This is a genomic window from Mesorhizobium sp. M0500 (assembly GCF_040321165.1).
Lineage (GTDB): Bacteria > Pseudomonadota > Alphaproteobacteria > Rhizobiales > Rhizobiaceae > Mesorhizobium.
The window spans coordinates 348,543-367,514 of record NZ_JAMYRB010000003.1 but is presented as its reverse complement, the minus strand read 5'-3'; the positions used below and the strand labels follow the sequence as shown (position 1 = coordinate 367,514).

The 18,972-nt window shown below is 61.5% G+C and carries 19 protein-coding genes; 9 read left to right on the top strand and 10 right to left on the bottom strand.

All coding sequences use genetic code 11. The features are described 5' to 3' along the window. Nucleotides 1-199: 199 nt before the first annotated feature. Nucleotides 200-649: an SgcJ/EcaC family oxidoreductase gene (locus tag NKI70_RS08960; protein ID WP_023674332.1), complete on the bottom strand. Its 450-nt coding sequence runs from the start codon at nucleotides 647-649 to the stop codon at nucleotides 200-202. Between the two features lie 62 nt (nucleotides 650-711). On the opposite strand from NKI70_RS08960, the gene NKI70_RS08955 reads away from it, so the two are divergent. Together NKI70_RS08955 and NKI70_RS08950 are read left to right on the top strand one after the other, a co-directional pair. Next, nucleotides 712-1,206, top strand: coding sequence for a MarR family winged helix-turn-helix transcriptional regulator (locus NKI70_RS08955; RefSeq protein ID WP_051406070.1), 495 nt, complete (start codon nucleotides 712-714; stop codon nucleotides 1,204-1,206). Nucleotides 1,207-1,401: 195 nt separating this feature from the next. Then, nucleotides 1,402-1,917 carry a CAP domain-containing protein gene (locus NKI70_RS08950; RefSeq protein WP_023674330.1) on the top strand — a complete coding sequence of 172 codons (516 nt, stop codon included), beginning with the start codon at nucleotides 1,402-1,404 and terminating at the stop codon, nucleotides 1,915-1,917. 43 nt (nucleotides 1,918-1,960) lie between these two features. On the opposite strand, the gene NKI70_RS08945 is transcribed toward NKI70_RS08950, so the two are convergent. The 5 genes from NKI70_RS08945 to NKI70_RS08925 form a co-directional block, all read right to left on the bottom strand. Continuing rightward, nucleotides 1,961-4,648, bottom strand: coding sequence for an EAL domain-containing protein (locus NKI70_RS08945; RefSeq protein WP_352724479.1), 2,688 nt, complete (start codon nucleotides 4,646-4,648; stop codon nucleotides 1,961-1,963). A 161-nt stretch (nucleotides 4,649-4,809) separates the two neighbouring features. Next, nucleotides 4,810-6,345, bottom strand: coding sequence for a DHA2 family efflux MFS transporter permease subunit (locus NKI70_RS08940; protein ID WP_352699142.1), 1,536 nt, complete (start codon nucleotides 6,343-6,345; stop codon nucleotides 4,810-4,812). A 304-nt stretch (nucleotides 6,346-6,649) separates the two neighbouring features. Then, a complete protein-coding gene (locus NKI70_RS08935) occupies nucleotides 6,650-7,828 on the bottom strand; it encodes an HlyD family secretion protein (RefSeq protein WP_352724478.1) in 1,179 nt (392 codons plus the stop codon). Next, nucleotides 7,825-8,304, bottom strand: coding sequence for a MarR family winged helix-turn-helix transcriptional regulator (locus NKI70_RS08930; protein WP_352699213.1), 480 nt, complete (start codon nucleotides 8,302-8,304; stop codon nucleotides 7,825-7,827). Before NKI70_RS08930 ends, NKI70_RS08935 begins: the two co-directional genes overlap by 4 nt. A 156-nt stretch (nucleotides 8,305-8,460) precedes the next feature. After that, a complete protein-coding gene (locus tag NKI70_RS08925; protein WP_352724477.1) occupies nucleotides 8,461-9,369 on the bottom strand; it encodes a LysR substrate-binding domain-containing protein in 909 nt (302 codons plus the stop codon). A gap of 137 nt (nucleotides 9,370-9,506) precedes the next feature. Between NKI70_RS08925 and NKI70_RS08920 the strand changes: the two genes are divergently transcribed. Beyond that, complete coding sequence (locus NKI70_RS08920) at nucleotides 9,507-10,895, top strand: FAD-binding oxidoreductase (protein ID WP_352569759.1); 1,389 nt, start codon at nucleotides 9,507-9,509, stop codon at nucleotides 10,893-10,895. A gap of 40 nt (nucleotides 10,896-10,935) precedes the next feature. Here the strand turns inward: NKI70_RS08920 and NKI70_RS08915 are convergent, their stop codons facing one another. Then, the gene (locus NKI70_RS08915) at nucleotides 10,936-11,871 is read right to left on the bottom strand and encodes a bifunctional helix-turn-helix transcriptional regulator/GNAT family N-acetyltransferase (protein WP_352569757.1); all 936 of its coding nucleotides are present in this window, start codon (nucleotides 11,869-11,871) and stop codon (nucleotides 10,936-10,938) included. A 217-nt stretch (nucleotides 11,872-12,088) separates the two neighbouring features. Between NKI70_RS08915 and groES the strand changes: the two genes are divergently transcribed. After that, nucleotides 12,089-12,385 (top strand): co-chaperone GroES, encoded by a 297-nt coding sequence (gene groES / locus NKI70_RS08910; protein ID WP_006203049.1) that lies wholly within the window; start codon nucleotides 12,089-12,091, stop codon nucleotides 12,383-12,385. Nucleotides 12,386-12,447: 62 nt separating this feature from the next. Further along, complete coding sequence (groL, locus tag NKI70_RS08905; RefSeq protein WP_352541606.1) at nucleotides 12,448-14,103, top strand: chaperonin GroEL; 1,656 nt, start codon at nucleotides 12,448-12,450, stop codon at nucleotides 14,101-14,103. 93 nt (nucleotides 14,104-14,196) lie between these two features. Here the strand turns inward: groL and NKI70_RS08900 are convergent, their stop codons facing one another. Continuing rightward, nucleotides 14,197-14,796, bottom strand: a complete 600-nt coding sequence (locus tag NKI70_RS08900) for a TetR/AcrR family transcriptional regulator (protein WP_023677598.1) — start codon at nucleotides 14,794-14,796, stop codon at nucleotides 14,197-14,199. A 95-nt stretch (nucleotides 14,797-14,891) separates the two neighbouring features. Between NKI70_RS08900 and NKI70_RS08895 the strand changes: the two genes are divergently transcribed. Genes NKI70_RS08895 through NKI70_RS08885 form a run of 3 tightly spaced genes read left to right on the top strand, consistent with a single transcriptional unit; the run spans nucleotide 14,892 to nucleotide 16,720 of the window. Next, a complete protein-coding gene (locus NKI70_RS08895; RefSeq protein ID WP_352724476.1) occupies nucleotides 14,892-15,884 on the top strand; it encodes a zinc-dependent alcohol dehydrogenase family protein in 993 nt (330 codons plus the stop codon). Then, on the top strand, nucleotides 15,871-16,317 hold the full coding sequence (locus NKI70_RS08890) for an OsmC family protein (protein ID WP_352699151.1): 447 nt from the start codon (nucleotides 15,871-15,873) through the stop codon (nucleotides 16,315-16,317). Before NKI70_RS08895 ends, NKI70_RS08890 begins: the two co-directional genes overlap by 14 nt. Nucleotides 16,318-16,333: 16 nt before the next feature. After that, nucleotides 16,334-16,720, top strand: coding sequence for a nuclear transport factor 2 family protein (locus NKI70_RS08885; protein ID WP_352699153.1), 387 nt, complete (start codon nucleotides 16,334-16,336; stop codon nucleotides 16,718-16,720). 26 nt (nucleotides 16,721-16,746) lie between these two features. On the opposite strand, the gene NKI70_RS08880 is transcribed toward NKI70_RS08885, so the two are convergent. Both NKI70_RS08880 and NKI70_RS08875 read right to left on the bottom strand, forming a co-directional pair. Next, nucleotides 16,747-17,358: a LysE family translocator gene (locus NKI70_RS08880; protein WP_352578272.1), complete on the bottom strand. Its 612-nt coding sequence runs from the start codon at nucleotides 17,356-17,358 to the stop codon at nucleotides 16,747-16,749. A gap of 86 nt (nucleotides 17,359-17,444) precedes the next feature. Next, entirely contained in the window at nucleotides 17,445-17,864 is a 420-nt protein-coding gene (locus NKI70_RS08875; protein ID WP_352517837.1) for a nuclear transport factor 2 family protein, read from the bottom strand. A gap of 161 nt (nucleotides 17,865-18,025) precedes the next feature. On the opposite strand from NKI70_RS08875, the gene NKI70_RS08870 reads away from it, so the two are divergent. Then, a complete protein-coding gene (locus tag NKI70_RS08870) occupies nucleotides 18,026-18,955 on the top strand; it encodes an AraC family transcriptional regulator (RefSeq protein ID WP_352724475.1) in 930 nt (309 codons plus the stop codon). Nucleotides 18,956-18,972: the final 17 nt, after the last annotated feature.

The window sequence follows — 18,972 nt, the reverse complement described above, 5'->3', positions numbered from 1 at the left end:
CGCAAGACCAAGGCGACCGGCTATGGGGCGCGCCATTGTGCCAGCCAAACCGGGACAAGGCACCGCCATCCGGCACCAACTCCTGTAGCATAGCTCGCCAATCCCGATCACCTGACCCGCCGTTCGATCTCGTTGCCCGATCAGATCGGCTTGACCATGCTGGCTGGCTGTCGCTTTTGATTCTGTGTGAATGAAGAGCCTACTTATGCTCTTGAAGTTTCTCCTGAGACTTTGCCATTTGATCGTCCCCAAGTTCCATATTGTGCATCGTTGCAATCAACCATTCATCATGATCCCGCGTCGCCACTACGCTGATTAATCCGCGCCGACGCGGCCCTTCGTTTCCCATCGGATCGAGCGCGCCAGTCATGGACCACCGCAGGTCGAGCGTGGCAACATCAGGGCGAACAAGCCTGTTCCGCACGCTTTCGGCGGATAGGTGGCTGTGCTTGAACATCTTCTCAAAAATTGGGGCATGGAACTGCTCGATCTTGTCACGTCCAGTCGCCTGCATACCGAAGACGTTTGTAAATTCGGCATCTGCCGCGAATACGGCGGCAAAGGCGCGAGCATCGTGACGATTCCAAGCTTCGATCAGCCTGTGCGCGACACTTTCCACCCCTTCAGTTCGGACGTTGCCGGTAGCCATGCTGACCTCCTGCGATATAGTTCGGTTGCCATACTATATGGGCACCATATAAGTTTGGAAAGATGGATAATCAGCCATACACGCAGTCTCTGCTTCTCTATGCTTATCAATCGTCGGCGAGCGCTTTGGTCCAGGTTCTCCGGGAGAGCGGCCATTCGGCAATCAAGCCCAAACACGGCGCTGTATTCGCCAACATCGACGCGGAGGGAACCCGACCCAGCGTCCTCGCAGAGCGTGCGGGCATTGGCAAAGCATCGATGGGTGAGTTGATCGATGAACTGGAGCGCCTCGGTTATGTTCGGCGCTCGCATGATCCGAACGACCGACGGGCCAAATTAATCGTTGCAACTAACGCGGCGCTTGCGGTGATCCGGACCGTCCACGATTTCAATCAGCGTCTCGAAGACCAATACCGGAGGCTGCTTGGTGCTCAGGCGTACGAATCGCTCCGGTCGTCACTGCAAGCGATATCCCCCAGAGAAAATTTGCAACCGAGGATACCTCGCCAGCGCTCGTCAAGCCGCAAAGATGGGGCAAAAGAAACTCTCGGTCCGTGAATGCCTGACTGGGTATCGAGCCCCTGGGCGTATCGAGCCCGAACAGCCGCCTGGGCGAATGCCGCCATCCGAGCAAGCCTGTTTCGATTGAGCAGTGAAATCAATCTGACACAGTGCCATCACGTCGAAACCATCATCACGCATTTTCACCGCCCTGCCCGGCAAAAGCCATGATCGCGGTTATGTCAGGCGGGCATGACCGTTACGAAAATCGAAAATTATGAGGCCCAACCAAGCCTAAGCAGGCGCGTGCTGCTCAGAGCTGCCGGCCTTGGCGCCCTTGCCGGGCTCGTCGCCTGCGCCACCGTGCTGCCCACCGGCGAAGGCGCCGGTGTCTCTGCCTCCGCCGCTGGCACGCTGGCCGGCATCCGCGCTTCGGCGGGTCTCGGGCCGCTTGTCCCCGATGCGCCGCTCGAGCAGGCGGCGCTGCAGCAGGCCGGCTATATGGCGCGCGGCGGCCGAATGAACCACACCACCGGCTGGGGCAAGGACTTTGCCTCGCGCGTCAAAGACAATGGCATTGCCGGCGCTGCCGCCGAAAACATCGCCGAAGGCCGCTTCGACCAGCAGAAGCTGTTTGATATCTGGGTGCATTCGCCAGGCCACCGCCGCAACATGCTCGACCCGCGCTTCACCCGCTTCGGCCTCGCCTATGTGCGCGACGGCCGCGACAGCACGCTTCGCTACTGGTGCCTTGTGCTCGGCAGATAACTTCCGCCATTTGGTCGGCAGAAGCCTGCTGGCGACCGATCCGTCAGTCTTTGCGGCCGCCGCCGAGCAATTCCTCGACGTCCTGCGCACAAATCGGCCTGCTGAAATGATAGCCCTGCATTTCGTCGCAATTGTTTCTGCGCAGGAAAGCCACCTGATCATCTGTCTCAACGCCCTCGGCGATGACCCTCAGGTTGAGATTTTGCCCCAATGAAATCACCGCGCTGGCCACAGCCTGATCGTTCTCGTCGGCGGCGAGATCCTTGATGAAGGACTTGTCGATCTTCAGCCGCGCCACGGGAAAGGTCTTGAGTGCGCTGAGGCTGGAATAGCCGGTGCCAAAATCATCGATCGAGATCTGGACACCCAGGCTTTGCAGGGCGTTCATGGTGGCGACCGCCAGCTCGATATCCTGCATGATAAGGCTCTCGGTCACCTCCAGCTCGAGATACCTGGCCTCCAGGCCGCTGTCCTTCAGCGCGCTGACGATGCGATCGATCAGGTTGCGCTCCCTGAATTGCCGCGCCGACACATTCACGCAAACGGTCAAGGGCGGCAGTCCTGCGTCTTGCCAGGCTTTGTTCTGCCGGCACGCCTCATGCAGGACCCAGTCGCCGATCGATACGATCAGACCTGTCTCCTCGGCGGTCGGGATGAACATCGTCGGCATTACCGTGCCAAGCGTTGGGTGGTTCCAGCGTATCAGCGCCTCGACCGCAAAAACCCGACCTGACCGAAGGTCCACCTGCGGTTGGTAGAGCAGCGTGAATTCCGAACGCGCCAAGGCGTTTCGCAACTCTTCCTGAAGCACGAATTTTTCATGCGCCCTGGTGTTGAACTCCGGAGCGTAAAACTGGAAATTATCGCGGCCGAACTCCTTGGCGCGATACATGGCCGCGTCGGCATTTGCCAGCAGCGTATCGGGATCCGTCCCATCCTTGGGATAGTTGGCAATGCCGATGCTGGCCGTCGCCCGCACAAGATGCGCTCCGAGCTGAACCGGCTCGGCGAGTGCAGCCCTGAGCTTTTGCAAGGTCTCGGAAACGAGATCGACGTTCGCCGGCTGGTCGAAAAGCACGACGACGAATTCGTCGCCGCCAAGCCGCACGACGGTATCGGTCGCCCGGACGCAGTCGACCATGCGACTTGCGACGATCTTCAGGAGCTCGTCGCCGGCATTGTGGCCGAGCGTGTCGTTGACGAATTTGAAATTGTCCAGATCGATGAACACCACTGTCACCCAGCGATCGTATCGCTGGGCGTACAAGACTGCCTGTGAAAGCCGGTCCTCCAACAAGGCGCGATTGGGGAGCCCGGTCAGCACGTCATGATTGGCCATGAAGTGGATCCGGTCTTCGGCCTGTTTGCGTTCGATGGCGATCCCGGCGATGCGCGTGGTGAAATCGATGAGGCGAGTCTCGGCCTCGGTCGGTTCGCGCACCGTCACAGAATACATCGCAAAAACGCCGAGCACGGCGCCCTGATGCGACAGGATCGGCGTCGACCAGCATGAACGCAAACCGTGTGGCCGCGCGAGTTCGCGATAGTCCTGCCAAAGCGGATCCTGCATGATGTCAGCGACAATCACCGGCTCGCGCCGATAGACTGCGGTACCGCAAGACCCTGCCCTTGGGCCTACCGCGGCGCCGTCGACGGCGTCGGTGTAGTCTCTCGCCAGGCTCGGCGCGGCGGCGTGGCGCAAGTGGCTGCCATCCTTGTCGAGCAGCAAGACCGAACCGAATATCCCCGCCAGTTGGGACTCGACCAGACGCATGAGCCGCTCGAGCACGTCTTCGAGGGGAGCGCTCTTTGCGATCATCTCGAGGATATGCGCCTGCCCGTCGCGAAGGATTTCGGCCTGCTTGCGCGCAGTGATGTCGCGGGCAATGCCGACGAGGCCGAAAATGTTGTTCTGAACGTTGCGCAACGGCAGTTTCGTAGACAGGAACCATTTGCCGGTGCCTGACGCATCGACGACGAACTCCTCCTCGTCGATCATCGGCTGTCCGTCGCGCATCAGTTGCTGCTCGATGACGCGAAATTTCTGCGCAAGATCCGGCGCGTGAAGGTCGAAGTCGCTCAGACCGATCATGTCGCTCGTGCTGTCTCGACCGCTGTCGGACGCAATGGCTCGGTTGGCGACGACGAAGCGGCTTTCGGTGTCCTTCACCCACATGTAGTCAGGCACCAGGTCGATCAGCGTCTGCAAGGAGATACGCTCGTCGACGACCAAGCGGTTGGCGCTGAGCTCGCTGATGTCCTCATGCGTGGCCACCCAGCCGCCGTCAGGCATCGGCTGATGGCAGACCTGAATTGTCCGGCCATCGGCGAGCTCGGCTGTCCAGTTCCCCGAAGCCGCGCCCGAATTGACTGCCCGGGCCAACGCCAGATAAGCGTCCGCATTCATTGCCGAGGTTCCGACAGCGACGCGCCGCTCGACGATTTCGCGCAGCGCCGCACCCGGCTGCAATTGCTCCGGTGCAAGGCGATAGATTTCCGCATAGCGTCGATTGCACAGGATCAGCCGTTCATCGGCATCAAAGAAACAGATGCCTTGCGAGATGTTCTCTATCGCGGTCTGGAACCGCAGTGCCTGGTCCTGAAGTGCCGCAATCGTGGCGCGAAGCTCGCGCTCGAGGGCCTCATATGAGGCAGTCGCCAGTTGTGCCAGCGTCGTCAAATTTGCGGATTCGGGCGCGTCGGCGGTTTGCCTGGATGACTTCGTGGCCAAACACAATTCCTCCCGCTGATGCTTGAGGCAAGCAAAGGAGGCTCGCCTTCAACCCAAAAGCGACTGCATATTGGTCCGGATATACTAATGGCAGGTGAACCGACGCTACCGGCACAGGCAACGGAAGCCGTGAGCCGGTCGCGGTGCCGGAGCCGTGAGACTTAGTCCATATGCGCGGCAGGCGCCCCACCGGCGGGCGGCGCAGCCTTTGGCTTGCGCAGCAGGAAAACAAAGGGGACAGCAAGCAGTGTCATCATCATCAGCAGCTTGAAATCATTGACGTAGGAGATCATCATCGCCTGGATATTGACCATGCGATCCATCAGCGACAGCGCCGTCGCATCGCCGCCCGCCGCTGCCGGCGATGCCGCCCAGAGGTTGGGATTGAACGGATTGATATAGGCCGAGAGCTCGGCGTGGTTGATCTGCGTGTTGCGTACCAGCAGAACCGTCACCACCGATACGCCGATCGACGAGCCAAGATTGCGCACCAGGCTGAACAGCGCCGTTGCATCGGTGCGGAAACGTGCGTCGAGCGTGGCGAAAGCCACGGTCGACAGCGGCACGAACACCATTCCCATTCCAAGGCCCTGGATCACGCCGGAACTGAGGATAAGCCAGTTGTCCATCTGCGGCGAAAAGCTCGACATCGTGTAGAGCGATTGCGCGGTCAGCAGGAAGCCAATGACGACGAGGATCCTGGCATCGATCCTGTGCATGATCCGCCCGACGAACAGCATCGCGATCATCGTGCCGACACCGCGCGGCCCCAGGACGACGCCGATGGTGAGGGTCGGATAGCCGAAGATGGTCGACAGCATTGGCGGCAGCAGCGACATGCTCGCCAGGATGAGCACGCCCATGACAAAGATGAACGCCAGCCCGGTGACGAAATTGCGATCGAGGAAGATCTTGGGGTCGATAAAGGGGTGCTCCGCCGTCAACGTGTGGATGGTGAATACCCAGAAGCCGGTGATGGAAAGACCAAGCTCGATCCATATCTCGATCGAGGAAAACCAGTCGACCTCGCCGCCGCGATCGAGCATCAGCTGCAGCGCGCCGACACCGAGCGAGAGCATGGTGAAGCCGAAGAAATCGAAGCTGCGCACCCGCCGGGCGACGCTGGGAAGATATGCGGCCATGCCGAGGAAGGCGATGATGCCGACCGGCAGGTTGATGAAGAACACCCAGCGCCAGTTGAAATTCTCGGTCAGCCAGCCACCCAGCGTCGGGCCAAGGATCGGTCCCAGCATGATGCCCGCGCCCCAGATAGCCATGGCCTGGCCGTGGCGTTCCCTGGGGTTGATGTCGAGCAGGAAGGTCTGCGACAGCGGCACGATGGCCGCGCCGAACACGCCTTGCATGAGCCGGAACAAAACGATGGTCTCAAGGCTCCAGGCGATGCCGCACAGCATTGAAAAGACGGTGAAACCGACCACGGCCGTCAGGAACAGCTCCTTGCGACCGAAGCGGTCGGCCAGCCAGCCGGTCACCGGCGTCATGATCGCGGCGGCAACGATGTAGGAGGTCAACACCCAGTTGATGTTGTCGGGGGAGGCGCCGAGATCGCCGGTCATGGTCGGCAGCGCAACGTTGGCGATCGTCGTGTCGAGCGCCTGCATGATCGTCGCAAGCATGAGCGCAACTGTGATCAGGCCGCGGTGCGGTACTTCGCGAAAGGGTTCTGGGCTGCTCATGACGTAAAACTTCCAGCAGGTAACAAAAACGTGTACATTAGGTTTCCGGACGGCGAGGCCCCGCTGTAGAGAGACCCTCATCGCGGTGGGACGCGAGCATCGATGTGGGGGTTACATCGACTGAGCGTCTCGACAAAGCGGGCGCCTGCCGCCCGGAAACCTGAGGACCGAAGATCCTGCGCGGCGTTGTCTGCTCAGGCAGGCTACAGCGCAGCCCGTCCACGCATTCAACTTTTCCTGCGCCTCCCTCGGACCAATCCTGCATCCATCTCGCTGTTTGCTATGCGGCCGCTACCAGGCCTCTTTACCTGGCCTCGCCTGCCGTGGCGCGGCGGAAAATGCTCGGCAGCCCGCGGGAAACGCCGGTGTCCACCGTGACCGTCGCGCTCATGCCGGTGCGCAGCGCCGTCTTGGCGTCGGCATCGGCCAATTCCAGGCGGACCGGAATGCGCTGCGTGACCTTGACCCAGTTGCCGGTGGCGTTCTGCGCGGGCAGCAGCGAGAACTCGGCCCCGGTGCCGGCGCCGATCGCCTTGACGGTGGCTTCGAACGTCTTGCCCGGATAGGTATCGACCACGATTTCGGCCTTCTGGCCCGGCTTCATGTTGGTGAGCTGGGTTTCCTTGAAATTGGCGTCGACCCAGGTGTCGCCGGTCTCGACCAGCGAAAACAGCGGCGTGCCCGAACCGACATACTGGCCGACCTTGAACGAAGCGGCCTGGCTGATGATGCCGTCGGCAGGTGCCTTGACCGTGGTCTGGACCAGATCGTAGGCCGCCTTGTCGCGTGCGGCGAGCGCCGCCATTACCGTTGGATGCTTGTCGGTCTCGATGTCGGGATTGCCGCCAAGTGCCGCCTTGGCGCTGACGATCCCTTGCTGGGCCACGGCCAGCTGCTGCTTCGCCTTGTCGAGGTCGTTCTTGGCTTCGTCCAGAGACGACTTGGCGTTGATGCCCTTCTGGGCAAGGTCGGCGGCGCGGTCATATTGCGACTGCGCGTACTGGACCTGGCTTTCGTCGGACTTCTCCTGCGCCAGCGCCTGGCTGTAGGCCGCACGCAGCTGCTCGACATTGAGCCGTGCGCCGGCCACCGCCGCGTCGGCCTGGGCCAATGCGATCCGGTAGGGCTCGGGATCGATAGCGAACAACACGTCGCCCTGCTTGACAGACTGGTTGTCGAAAATGTCGACCTGAACGATGCGGCCCGCCGTATCGGCGGCTATCGACACCTTGGCCTGCTGCAGATTGGCGTTCTCGGTCTCCTGATAGCGGCCGCCGGTCACCCAGACATAGCTGCCGCCGGCGATCAACGCAGCGGGCAGCACAAACATCAAAAGGAAGCGGCCGGCACGGCGCTTCTTCTTCGGCGCCACCGGCGCCGGAGCTATCTGCGGAGCGACCGTTACCGGAGCTGCCGCCGGCTTCGCGGGAGCTTCCATCTCCAGCTTGGCCGCATTCTCATCTAGTTTGGCTACCGCGTTCATGCTGCTGCGCCTTCCGTATTCTTCACTTTTTCCGGGGGCGGCGTCTCACCATCTGCAAGATTCTGCACCATTGTCTCCAGCGCCCTGACCAGGACGCGGCGATCTTCCGGCGAAACGCCAACGAGCGATTCCTCATAAACCTCGCCGGCAAGGCTCTTGACGTGGGCGTAGGCCGCGTTCGCCTTGGCGGTCGGGAAAATCATGCGCACTCGCCTGTCGGTTGCGTCGGGACGGCGCTCGATCCAGCCGCCCTCCTCCATGCGATCGACAAGACGCGAGACGCTGATCGGCTCGATTTCGAGAAGCTCAGCAAGCCGCGCCTGCGCAACACCCGCCTCCTTGGCGACACGTACCAGAAGCCGCCATTGCGCCGAAGAAAGGCCGAAACCACTGGCGCGCGCCTCGAAGCGCTTGCGCATCAGGCGCTGCACGTCGTGGATCAAAAAGCCCAATCTGTCGATGCCGTCGGAAACCATGAGCGACATATATAATAAGCGTGCTCATAATTCAAGGAGCCGGATTGTGCCAGAAGCCGGCATGTGTGCATGGCAGTCGGTGCAGGGCGATCGTGGTTAGCAATTTATTACGCCGGGCGCTTGTGACGAGCATGCAGAAGATCGGCGTTCAGATGCTCAGACTATCGATCTCATCCAGGCGGAAAACGCTTCGATATGCGCTTGTCGGGGGTGATTGGCTACGCAGGCAAGGTAAAAGCCATAGCCTGGCAGACAGAGATCATGTGCCTTGACTAGCCTGCCAGCCTCGAGTTCGCCACTGACGACCACATCGCTGCAGATAGCGATACCTTGGCCTGCCGCTACCGCGTCAATCGCGTGCAGCTCTTCGCGGAAGCTTAGGTCCCATGCCTGGTTGGCATTGGGGATGCTGGGATCGATCGAGCGTGCGATCGCCAGCCATCGTTGCCAAGTCGGCGCTTCCGGGTCGCGGTTCGTCCAATTGAAATGGATGAGCGGGTATTGCAGCAGATCGGCGGCGCGCTCGATCTGTCGGTCGCCTCCTGCGAACAGCTCCGGGCTGCATACCGGAAAGAATGCGTCCCGAAAAATTTCCTGCGCGGGAACATCCCGCGGCATCCTGCGCGCATAGCGGATCGCGACGTCGGCGTCACCGGCTCGCAGGTCCAGAACGGCGTCTGTCCCGATGATCTCCAGTGGAATGTTCGGATGCTGTTCGCGCCACTTCGACAGGCGCGGAACCAGCCATCGGCTGGCAAATGCATTTGGGCTCGTCACGCGCAACGGGCGATGGCCAACTCCGGCCGAGGCTGATGCTATTGCCGCAGCGAAAGCGTCGAAGCCGCTGCAAATTACCGGGAATAGCCGTTCGCCCACGCCTGTGAGCACGAGCGGTCGTGGGCGCCGCCGGAACAGCAGTTGCCCACAGACCTCCTCCAGCAATCGAATCTGGTGGCTGATGGCCGTTGGCGTCACTCCGAGTTCCGTCGCGGCCTTCCTGAAGCTCATCAGCCTGGCAGCGGCTTCGAAGGCGCGAAGCGACCCGAGCGGCGGAAGTTTTCTCATCCAGGCAGTTTAGATGAATTTAGCTCATCCAGCGACTGAGATATTCGATTTTGCAGCGAATGGCGCCGCATGAGATCATTATGATCCGGTGAACGACAGCGTCCTGTCCAATGCTGGATCACGAAGGGTATCCCTCGATGAGCATGTTCAAGCTTATAGACGGTTCCGAGCCGACGTTGCAGGCGCCAGATATCGCCCGGCTCAGGCAGGCGATTCGCGGCGATCTGATCCTTCCGGACGACCCTGGCTATGACCAGGCGCGCAGAGTTTGGAATGGCATGGTCGATAAGAGGCCGGCGGCTGTCTTCTATTGCGCCGAATCCAGCGATGTCGTCACGGCCGTCAACTTCGCCCGATCGCAAGGCTTCCTCGTCGCCGTCCGCGGCGGTGGTCATAACGTCGCCGGCAGTTCGGTATGCGACGGCGGCTTGGTGATCGATGTGTCACGCATGAAGCGGATCGAAGTCGACCCGATCCGCCGTGTTGCGCGCGCAGAAGCCGGCCTAAACCTGGGCGAGTTCGACGCAGCCACACAGGCCCATGGTCTTGCGACGACCATGGGTGTCAATGCGGATACCGGCATAGCCGGACTGACACTCGGCGGCGGGTTCGGCAAGCTTGGCCGCAAACATGGACTGAGCTGCGACAACCTTGTCGCTGTCGAAATCGTGACGGCGGACGGCCGGTTGGTCACGGCAAACGCGGCCGAAAATGCAGATTTGTTCTGGGGCATTCGGGGCGGCGGCGGCAATTTCGGAATAGTCACCACCTTCGAATACAAGCTCCATCCCGTGGGTCCGCTCCTCATCGCGGGATCGATGCTATACCGCTACGAAGAGGCACGCGAAGCGATGCGGTTCTATCGTGCGTTCTCGAGCGGCGCCCCGGATGAGCTGAGCCTGGATGCAGCACTTGTGACGGCGCCCTCGGGCGAACGCTTCTTCAGCATATCGGCGTGCTACATCGGCCCACTCGACGAAGGCCAGCAAATCATTCAACCTCTGAGAGAGTATGGCACGCCAGTTGAGCGCCGGATTGCTCCTGTCCCCTATCTTCAAATCCAATCGGCCGGGGACAGCCTCTTTCCGCGCGGGCGGCGCTACTACTGGAAGGCGCAGTTCATGCGCGAAATCACAGATCAGGCGATCGATACCATGCTTGCGGCTTACATGACTGCACCCAGCGAATCGCTTCTAGTCCTGCAGCAGGTTGGCGGCGCCATCTCGCGAGTACCGATGGACGGAACGCCCTACGCCAACAGAGATGCACTTTACGATTGCTTCCCGATATCGATCTGGGACAATCCGTCTGACGACGAAACGCACATCCGATGGGCGCGCGACCTGTGGGATGCAATGAGACCGTTCTCGACCGGCGGCGTCTACGCCAATAATCTCGGCGAAGAGGGCACTGATCGGGTTCTGGCGGCTTACGGCGAGAATTATCCGAGGTTGGCCGCACTAAAGAACAAGTATGATCCCACCAATTTCTTTCGCTTGAACCAAAACATTAAGCCTGCGACCTGAGCGACCGCCCCAGGCCGATGCTCGAAATTCTGCGGCGCTGCTACAGCTCCAAATTCCAGTTCTGGCCGACCAGATCCTTGCCGAAGGAATGGTGGCGCTCCTCGTTGGTCAATTTAAAGCCCGCAGCCTCATAGATGTGGCGAGCGGCGGCGAGCACGTCGTTGGTCCACAGCGTCAGTGTCCTGTAGCCCCTGGCGCGGCAAAAGCCGACACATTCCTCGACCAGCCGCTTGCCGATGCCGAGGCCGCGCGCCGACGGCTCGACATAGAGCAGGCGCAACTTCGCCACCGCGTCCGACTGGCGCACGACGAAGACCGAGCCGACGACCTCCCCTTCCCGCTCGGCGATCCAGCTGCGTTCCCATTTCGGATCGAAGGATTTGACGAAGGCACCGAGGATTTCGGCGACCAGCGCTTCATAGGTTTCGTCCCAGCCATATTCCTGCGCGTAGAGCAGGCCCTGGCGATGAATGATCCAGCCGATGTCGCCGACTTGCAGGGGCCGCAGCATATAGGGAATTTTGGGTTCGGCGCTTCCGCCCAGCAAACGCTGCACCGTCTGCATGGCCTTGACCAGCCTGTCCTGTTCGGGAACTGGAAGCCGTTCGAGCAAAGCCGCGACCTGGTCGTGCGAACCCTGGTTCAGCGGCGCGAAGGCCTGCCGCCCGGCCTTGGTCAGCGCGATCGATGAGCGCCGCGCATCCGCCTCGATCGTGGCGCGCTCGACCAGATCACGCTCCTCGAACTTCTTCAGCAGCCGGCTGAGATAACCGGCATCGAGGCCGAGATCGCGCGCAAGGTCGGTGGCGGTCAGGCCATCGCGATGCGCCAGCTCATAGAGCACCCGCGCCTCGGTCAGCGAGAAGGTGCTTTTCAGCAGCCCTTCGTCGAGCAGCCCGATCTGGCGGGTGTAGAAGCGGTTGAAGGCCCGCACCGCGTCGATCCGCTCCTTGCCTGGGTGATGATGAATGGTCATGGCATCCTCCTCCCGGCAAGATCAGCGATTTAGTTGACTTGGTCAAGTATCCGTTTGAAGCAATTGTCCTGATTATGCCCAGCGGGCGCCTTGACTCGCACGAGCTGCCAGCCTATTTCAGCGCCACGTTAGCACTCCCCCAAGATGAGTGCTAACCACATGTCCGGCGCCGCCGGACGGAGGAACTGTTCTCACCATTCTCATCGAGGAATAAAAAATGGCAAAGTCGAAGTTCCGCCCGCTTCATGACCGCGTGGTCGTTCGTCGGGTCGAATCCGAATCCAAGACCGCGGGCGGGATCATCATCCCCGATACGGCTAAGGAAAAGCCGCAGGAAGGCGAGATCATCGCCGTCGGTTCCGGCGCCCGCGACGAAGCCGGCAAGCTCGTCCCGCTGGACGTCAAGGCCGGTGACCGCATCCTGTTCGGCAAGTGGTCGGGCACCGAAGTCAAGCTCAATGGCGAAGACCTTCTGATCATGAAGGAATCCGACATCATGGGCATCATCGGCTGAATATCGGCCTCACCCTCGTTTAAATCTTCGGGCTCAATCCAAGCCCCTGCCAGGAGCTAAAAATGGCTGCCAAAGACGTAAAATTCTCCCGCGACGCTCGTGAGCGCATGCTGCGCGGCGTCAACATCCTCGCCGACGCGGTGAAGGTCACGCTCGGCCCCAAGGGCCGCAACGTCGTCATCGACAAGTCGTTCGGCGCACCGCGCATCACCAAGGACGGCGTCACCGTCGCCAAGGAAATCGAGCTTGAGGACAAGTTCGAAAACATGGGCGCGCAGATGGTCCGCGAAGTTGCTTCGAAGACCAACGACATCGCCGGCGACGGCACCACCACCGCGACCGTTCTGGCACAATCGATCGTCCAGGAAGGCCACAAGTCGGTTGCCGCCGGCATGAACCCGATGGACCTCAAGCGCGGCATCGACCTCGCCGTCGCCGACGTCGTCGCGACGCTGATCAAGAACGCCAAGAAGATCAAGACCTCGGAAGAGGTTGCCCAGGTCGGCACTATCGCCGGCAATGGCGACGTGTCGGTCGGCTCGATGATCGCGGAAGCGATGCAGAAGGTCGGCAATGAGGGCGTCATCACCGTCGAGGAAGCAAAGACCGCCGAGACCGAGCTTGAAGTCGTTGAAGGCATGCAGTTCGACCGCGGCTATCTCTCGCCCTACTTCGTCACCAACGCCGAGAAGATGGTTGCGGATCTGGAAGACGCCTACATTCTTCTCCACGAGAAGAAGCTCTCCAACCTGCAGGCCATGCTGCCGATCCTCGAGGCCGTCGTGCAGACCTCGAAGCCGCTGGTCATCATCTCGGAAGATGTCGAAGGCGAGGCCCTGGCCACGCTGGTCGTCAACAAGCTGCGTGGCGGCCTGAAGATCGCTGCCGTCAAGGCGCCGGGCTTCGGTGATCGCCGCAAGGCCATGCTGGAAGACATCGCCATCCTCACCGGTGGCCAGGTCATTTCCGAAGACCTCGGCATCAAGCTCGAGAATGTCGGCCTGAACATGCTCGGCCGCGCCAAGAAGGTGTCGATCTCCAAGGAGAACACCACCATCGTCGACGGCGCCGGCAAGAAGGCCGAAATCCAGGGCCGCGTCGCCCAGATCAAGCAGCAGATCGAGGAGACCACCTCGGACTACGACAAGGAGAAGCTGCAGGAACGTCTCGCCAAGCTGGCGGGCGGCGTTGCCGTCATCCGCGTCGGCGGTGCGACCGAAGTGGAAGTCAAGGAAAAGAAGGACCGCGTCGATGACGCCCTCAACGCGACCCGCGCGGCCGTCGAAGAAGGCATCGTTCCCGGCGGCGGCGTCGCACTGCTGCGCGCTTCGCTGAGCATCAAGGCAACCGGCGCCAACTCCGACCAGGCCGCCGGCATCAACATCGTGCGCCGCGCGCTGCAGGCTCCGGCCCGCCAGATCGCGGCCAACGCCGGTGCGGAAGCATCGATCGTTGCCGGCAAGATCCTTGAGAACAAGGGGGCAACCTTCGGCTACAACGCCCAGACCGGCGAATATGGCGACATGATCGCCATGGGTATCGTCGATCCGGTCAAGGTTGTGCGCACGGCTCTGCAGGACGCGGCCTCGGTCGCCGGCCTGCTGGTCACCACCGAAGCCATGATCGCGGAGGCTCCGAAGAAGGAGTCGGCTGGCGGCGGCATGCCTGGCGGCATGGGCGGCGGCGGCATGGGCGGCATGGGCGGCATGGACTTCTAATCCAGCCAATCTCGCAAGCTTACGGAAAGGGCGGCAGCGATGCCGCCCTTTTTGTTTGCTTCATAGCGGGCTGCCCCGGCTCAAGCGGCGATATCAATGCACCGCGGCAGCGGCACTCTTGGCCGGCAATGCCCCCTCAATCAGCGCCGCGACCTCATCGGCTACCGCCAGCACCGGGGCGCGGTCGTGGGTGGCGCGTGCGATCACCATCAGCCCTTCCAGCGATGATTCGACCAGCAATGCGAGCGCGTACGCGCGGCGCTCGGGCACCCCTGCCCTGACGAAGGCCGCCCTGAGCAAGCCTATCCACTGCTCGAAGGCGGACCGGCACAATTCGGCCAGTTCCGGCACGTCTGTCGGCGAGTCCAACACCACGGGCGCGATCGGGCAACCGAGCGTGAACCGATTGTCCTCCAACATGCGGGCGACCGACTGGTAAATGTGGTGGACAGCCACCGCCGGATCCTTTTCGGCAGCGAGTGCGGCGTCCAGCCTCTGCGTCACATCGGCGACGCTGTCGCGCGTCACCTCGATGACCAGCTGGTCCTTGCCGCCCGGAAAGTGAAAGTAGAGCGAACCTCTCGGTGCGCCTGAGGCGCTCAAAATATCGTTGAGCGACGTGCCGTGGTAGCCGCGCTGCCTCAGCAGCAGCCCGGTCGTCTCGAGTATGCGGGTGCGGGTGTCGTTCGCCATGTCAACCTCTGTCAGGAGTGAGCATTATAGGCCTTGCCTCGAATATGACAATCGGTCTACATAATATGTAGATCAGTCTACATATCGAGAGGCAAATGCGCAGTTATCGTCTTGAAGGAACCTGCGGGACCAAGTGCCTGGTGATGCGCGACGAGGCGCAGCCGACGCCGAAGCCGCACGAGATCGTCGTGCGTGTCCGCGCCACCTCGCTCAACCGCCGCGATACGATGATCCTCAACGGCACCTACCCGCTGGCGCCGCGCCAAGGCGTTAGCCCGCTGAGCGACGGTGCCGGCGAAGTCGTTGCCGTCGGCGAGGCCGTCACCCGCTTTGCCGTCGGCGACCGCGTCACCGGCAGTTATTTTGCGCGCTGGATCGATGGCCGCATCAATGCCGGTCTGATCGACCAGCTTGGCTGCACGCTGGACGGGATGCTGGCCGAATACGCCGTGCTCGACGAGCAATGGGCGGTGCGGCTTCCCGATCATCTCGACTGGCATCAAGCGGCGACACTAACCTGCGCCGGCCTGACCGCCTGGAATGCCGTGACGGCGGCCGAAATGCCGAAGCCCGGCCAATGGGTTCTTGTCATCGGTTCAGGTGGCGTCGCGCTATTTGCGCTGCAATTCGCCAAGCTGCTCGGCTGCCGTGTCGTGGCAGTCAGCTCGCGCAACGAGAAGCTGGACCGGCTGCAGGCGCTGGGTGCCGACCTCGTCGTCTCGACCGCCGACATGCCGGAATGGGGTGCTGCGATGCGCGAGCAGACCGGCGGCATCGACCTCGTCGTCGAGACCGGCGGCCCGCCGACCTTCGCGCAATCGATGATCGCCTGCGCGCTTTACGGGCGAATCGTGCTTCTCACCATCCAGGATGCGAAAGGCGGGACGGTGCAGATTCCCGGCCCGGTCTACCAGCGCAGCCTCGCCACCATCAGCCGCCTGTTCGTCGGCAATCGCACCAACCTCGAAGCCATGCTGCGCGCCAAGGCGACGTCTTCGGGAAAGTGGTCGTCGACAGCGCCTGACTGGTCCGCCCCAAAATCTGATCGACCCCTCAAATCAAAGGAGAGACACAATGACCATTCGTGAAGCAGAGGCCCAATGGCAGGGATCGTTGAAGGAAGGTTCGGGCCGGCTGAAGCTCGGCAGCGGCGTCTTCGAAGGCGCCTACTCGTTCCCGTCGCGTTTCGAGAACGGTCCCGGCACCAACCCCGAGGAATTGATTGCCGCGGCGCATGCCGGCTGCTTCTCGATGGCGCTGAGCGCCATCCTCGGCCGCGAAGGTTACACTCCCGCACGCATCCGCACGATCGCGAAAGCGCATCTCGGCGCCACCGCGGCCGGACCGACGCTGACCCGTATCAAGCTGGAGACCGAGGCAAGCGTCGCCGGGCTGGCGGCGGGGGAGTTCGAGCGGCTGGCGCAGACGGCCAAGGAGAGCTGCCTCGTGTCGCGGGCGCTGGCCGGCGTCGCAGTGATCACGCTCAAGGCCCGCCTCGTCGAAACCGCTACCGATCACTGAAGGGAAGGAATATCCAATGACACAGGAACTTGTCATCGACATCGCCGCGGCCAAACGCTCCGCCGAAACGGCCGAGATCATGCGGCGCTACAACGACGTCTTCCAGCGCCACGACCCGTCGGCGCTCGACGATCTGGTGGCGGAAGATTGCGTGATCGAGAACACCACGCCGGCCCCGGACGGCGCCCGCCGCATCGGCAAGGGCGCCTGCGTCGAACTGTGGTCGGCGATCGCGACCGGACCCGGCACGCGCTTCGACATCGAAGAAACTTTCGCCGCCGGCGACCGGGCGACGATCCGCTGGCGCTACTGGATGGCCGACGGCAATTCGCTGCGCGGCGTCAACCTGATGCGCGTGGCGGACGGGCAGATCGTCGAGGCCATGGGCTATGTCAAAGGATAGATTTGCGCTGCCCGCGACCTTCCTGTCTACCGGTCCGCCAGCGCCAGTTTGGCGCCGAGCATGACAAAGGCTCCGGCGAAGGTACGGCGCATCCAGGTCAGCACCTTTGGCCGCGACACGACATGGCTGCGGATTGACGCCGCGAAAACGCCGTAGCCGACAAAGACCACGAAGGTGAGCAGCATGAAGACGCTGCTGAGCTCCAGCATCTGCGACAGCGCATGCGGTTCGGTGGTGCTGACGAATTGCGGCAGGAAGGCAAAGAAGAAGATCGACAGCTTCGGATTGAGGATGTTGATGAGGATGCCCGAAGTGATCACTTTGCCGGCCGAGCGCGGCGCAACATTTTCTTCGACGCTCAGGCCGCCCTTCTCCTTCAGCGTGTTCCAGGCCATGTAGAGCAGGTAGGCGACGCCGAGATATTTCAGCGTCTCGAAGGCGACGGCACTGGTATGCAGCAGTGCCGCGAGGCCGGTGATGGCGGCCGCCATGTGCGGAATGATGCCGAGCGTGCAGCCGAAAGCGGCAATGATGCTGGCGCGCGCACCACGTGAAAGCCCGGCGCTCAGCGTATAGAGAACGCCGGTGCCGGGCGAAGCCACGACAATCAGCGACGTCAACAGAAATTCGATGCTCACAGATGGTCTCCCGGTGCTGGCCCCGCCGCCGGCAGCGTAATCAGCGAAACGTGCGGGCACAAGCCAGCCTGAGAGCCTGTCCGCATTCAGATCATGCTATTGGCGTGCAGCTTGCTATCCGCGATGGGCTGCCGAACTTCCCAGTGTTCGACCAGCTTGCTGTCCTTCAGCCTGAAAATGTCGACAATGGCCAAGCCCTCCTCCTCCGGTTCGCGTTTTGCGTGCATGTGCACGATGACGAAATCCCCTTCGGCAAAAATCCGCTTCACCTCTCCCTTCACGAGGGGAAATGACTGTTTGAGCTGCTGCAGATAGGCTTTGAAGCCTTCCGCACCATCCGCAATGTTCGGATTGTGTTGGATGTAGCGTTCGCCAAAATGCATCGAAGCAGCTTCGATGTTGCCTTGGTTTACTGCTTTGTCGATGAAGTCCAGGACGATCGTCTTGTTGGTCTCGAGCGAATTATGACTCTCGGCTGGAAATGGATTTGATGGTTCGTCACGCATGTTTTGCTCCTTCCCGTGCCTGCTTCTGCCCGGTGTGGACAGGAGCGTCCGCACGCCGACATTGCCAACATGATCTGTTGCGATTGTGAGATGGTCGATACGCTATTCCACTAGATTCTTATCCAATCGTCTAATAGCGTCGTCCTATTCATCGTTGGAGGATGGTTCTCATGGACGCCTTGTCCGAAGTTCTTGCTTCGCTGAGATTTGGCAGCGCCATGATCGGCAGCGCGACCCTGCATCGGCCATGGGGTATTTCGGTGGATCCGACAAGGAATGCCGCCATCCACGTCATACAGAACGGCGAATGCTGGCTGCGGTTAGCCGGTGAAAGGGAGCCGATCCGCTTAGGCGAGGGAGATGTCATCCTTGTCGCGAGCGGTATCGGGCATGCCCTTTGCAATCCGGCGGATGCACCGACGGCATCGATATCCGCCGTCCTTTCCGCAAATCGGAGCGGAGCGGAACCGAAAAGCGAAAGCGGCGCGACAACTCTTCTTTGTGCGAGATATTCACTCGACGGCGTCGGGCCATATCCGATGGTTTCGCTGCTTCCTCCGCTGATTCATTTGACCCGGAATCAGATCGACACCAGCGAGCCGCTGCGGCTTGCCCTGGAACTTCTGCAGGTCGAAGCGAAAGCCGATCTCGGCGGCCACGACATTGTCGCCCCACGCCTTCTCGACAGCACGTTGATCTTCTTGTTGCGCGCCTGGATCGAACATCAGCCACTCGGAACAGGGGGATGGTTTGGCGCCTTGCGCGACAAAGGCATTGCGCAGGCTTTGCGCCTGATCCACGAGCGGCCGGGCAATCCCTGGACCATCGCTTCCCTTGCCAGCGGCGCAGCACAGTCCCGGGCCACCTTCGCGCGTCGCTTCGCTCAACTGGTAGGACAGCCGCCGCTGTCCTATGTGACCCGGTGGCGGATGAACCTTGCCGCCAAGGCTCTGCGGGAAACGAACCAGAACATTGGCGAGATCGGGCACGCCGTCGGATATGAATCGGTGCCGTCGTTCTCGCAGGCATTCAAACGATTGACCGGACGATCGCCCGGCCTCTACCGCAGCGACTTTCGCGCATCTGATTGACGAAATTCAAACTGAGA

Bases quoted from the DNA above. Each gene is read 5' to 3' on its own strand.
- NKI70_RS08960 (WP_023674332.1), bottom strand. From the start codon at position 649: ATGGCTACCGGCAACGTCCGAACTGAAGGGGTGGAAAGTGTCGCGCAC.
- NKI70_RS08955 (WP_051406070.1), top strand. From the start codon at position 712: ATGGATAATCAGCCATACACGCAGTCTCTGCTTCTCTATGCTTATCAA.
- NKI70_RS08950 (WP_023674330.1), top strand. From the start codon at position 1,402: ATGACCGTTACGAAAATCGAAAATTATGAGGCCCAACCAAGCCTAAGC.
- NKI70_RS08940 (WP_352699142.1), bottom strand. From the start codon at position 6,345: ATGAGCAGCCCAGAACCCTTTCGCGAAGTACCGCACCGCGGCCTGATC.
- NKI70_RS08935 (WP_352724478.1), bottom strand. From the start codon at position 7,828: ATGAACGCGGTAGCCAAACTAGATGAGAATGCGGCCAAGCTGGAGATG.
- NKI70_RS08930 (WP_352699213.1), bottom strand. From the start codon at position 8,304: ATGGTTTCCGACGGCATCGACAGATTGGGCTTTTTGATCCACGACGTG.
- NKI70_RS08925 (WP_352724477.1), bottom strand. From the start codon at position 9,369: ATGAGAAAACTTCCGCCGCTCGGGTCGCTTCGCGCCTTCGAAGCCGCT.
- NKI70_RS08920 (WP_352569759.1), top strand. From the start codon at position 9,507: ATGAGCATGTTCAAGCTTATAGACGGTTCCGAGCCGACGTTGCAGGCG.
- NKI70_RS08915 (WP_352569757.1), bottom strand. From the start codon at position 11,871: ATGACCATTCATCATCACCCAGGCAAGGAGCGGATCGACGCGGTGCGG.
- groES (WP_006203049.1), top strand. From the start codon at position 12,089: ATGGCAAAGTCGAAGTTCCGCCCGCTTCATGACCGCGTGGTCGTTCGT.
- groL (WP_352541606.1), top strand. From the start codon at position 12,448: ATGGCTGCCAAAGACGTAAAATTCTCCCGCGACGCTCGTGAGCGCATG.
- NKI70_RS08900 (WP_023677598.1), bottom strand. From the start codon at position 14,796: ATGGCGAACGACACCCGCACCCGCATACTCGAGACGACCGGGCTGCTG.
- NKI70_RS08895 (WP_352724476.1), top strand. From the start codon at position 14,892: ATGCGCAGTTATCGTCTTGAAGGAACCTGCGGGACCAAGTGCCTGGTG.
- NKI70_RS08890 (WP_352699151.1), top strand. From the start codon at position 15,871: ATGACCATTCGTGAAGCAGAGGCCCAATGGCAGGGATCGTTGAAGGAA.
- NKI70_RS08885 (WP_352699153.1), top strand. From the start codon at position 16,334: ATGACACAGGAACTTGTCATCGACATCGCCGCGGCCAAACGCTCCGCC.
- NKI70_RS08875 (WP_352517837.1), bottom strand. From the start codon at position 17,864: ATGCGTGACGAACCATCAAATCCATTTCCAGCCGAGAGTCATAATTCG.
- NKI70_RS08870 (WP_352724475.1), top strand. From the start codon at position 18,026: ATGGTTCTCATGGACGCCTTGTCCGAAGTTCTTGCTTCGCTGAGATTT.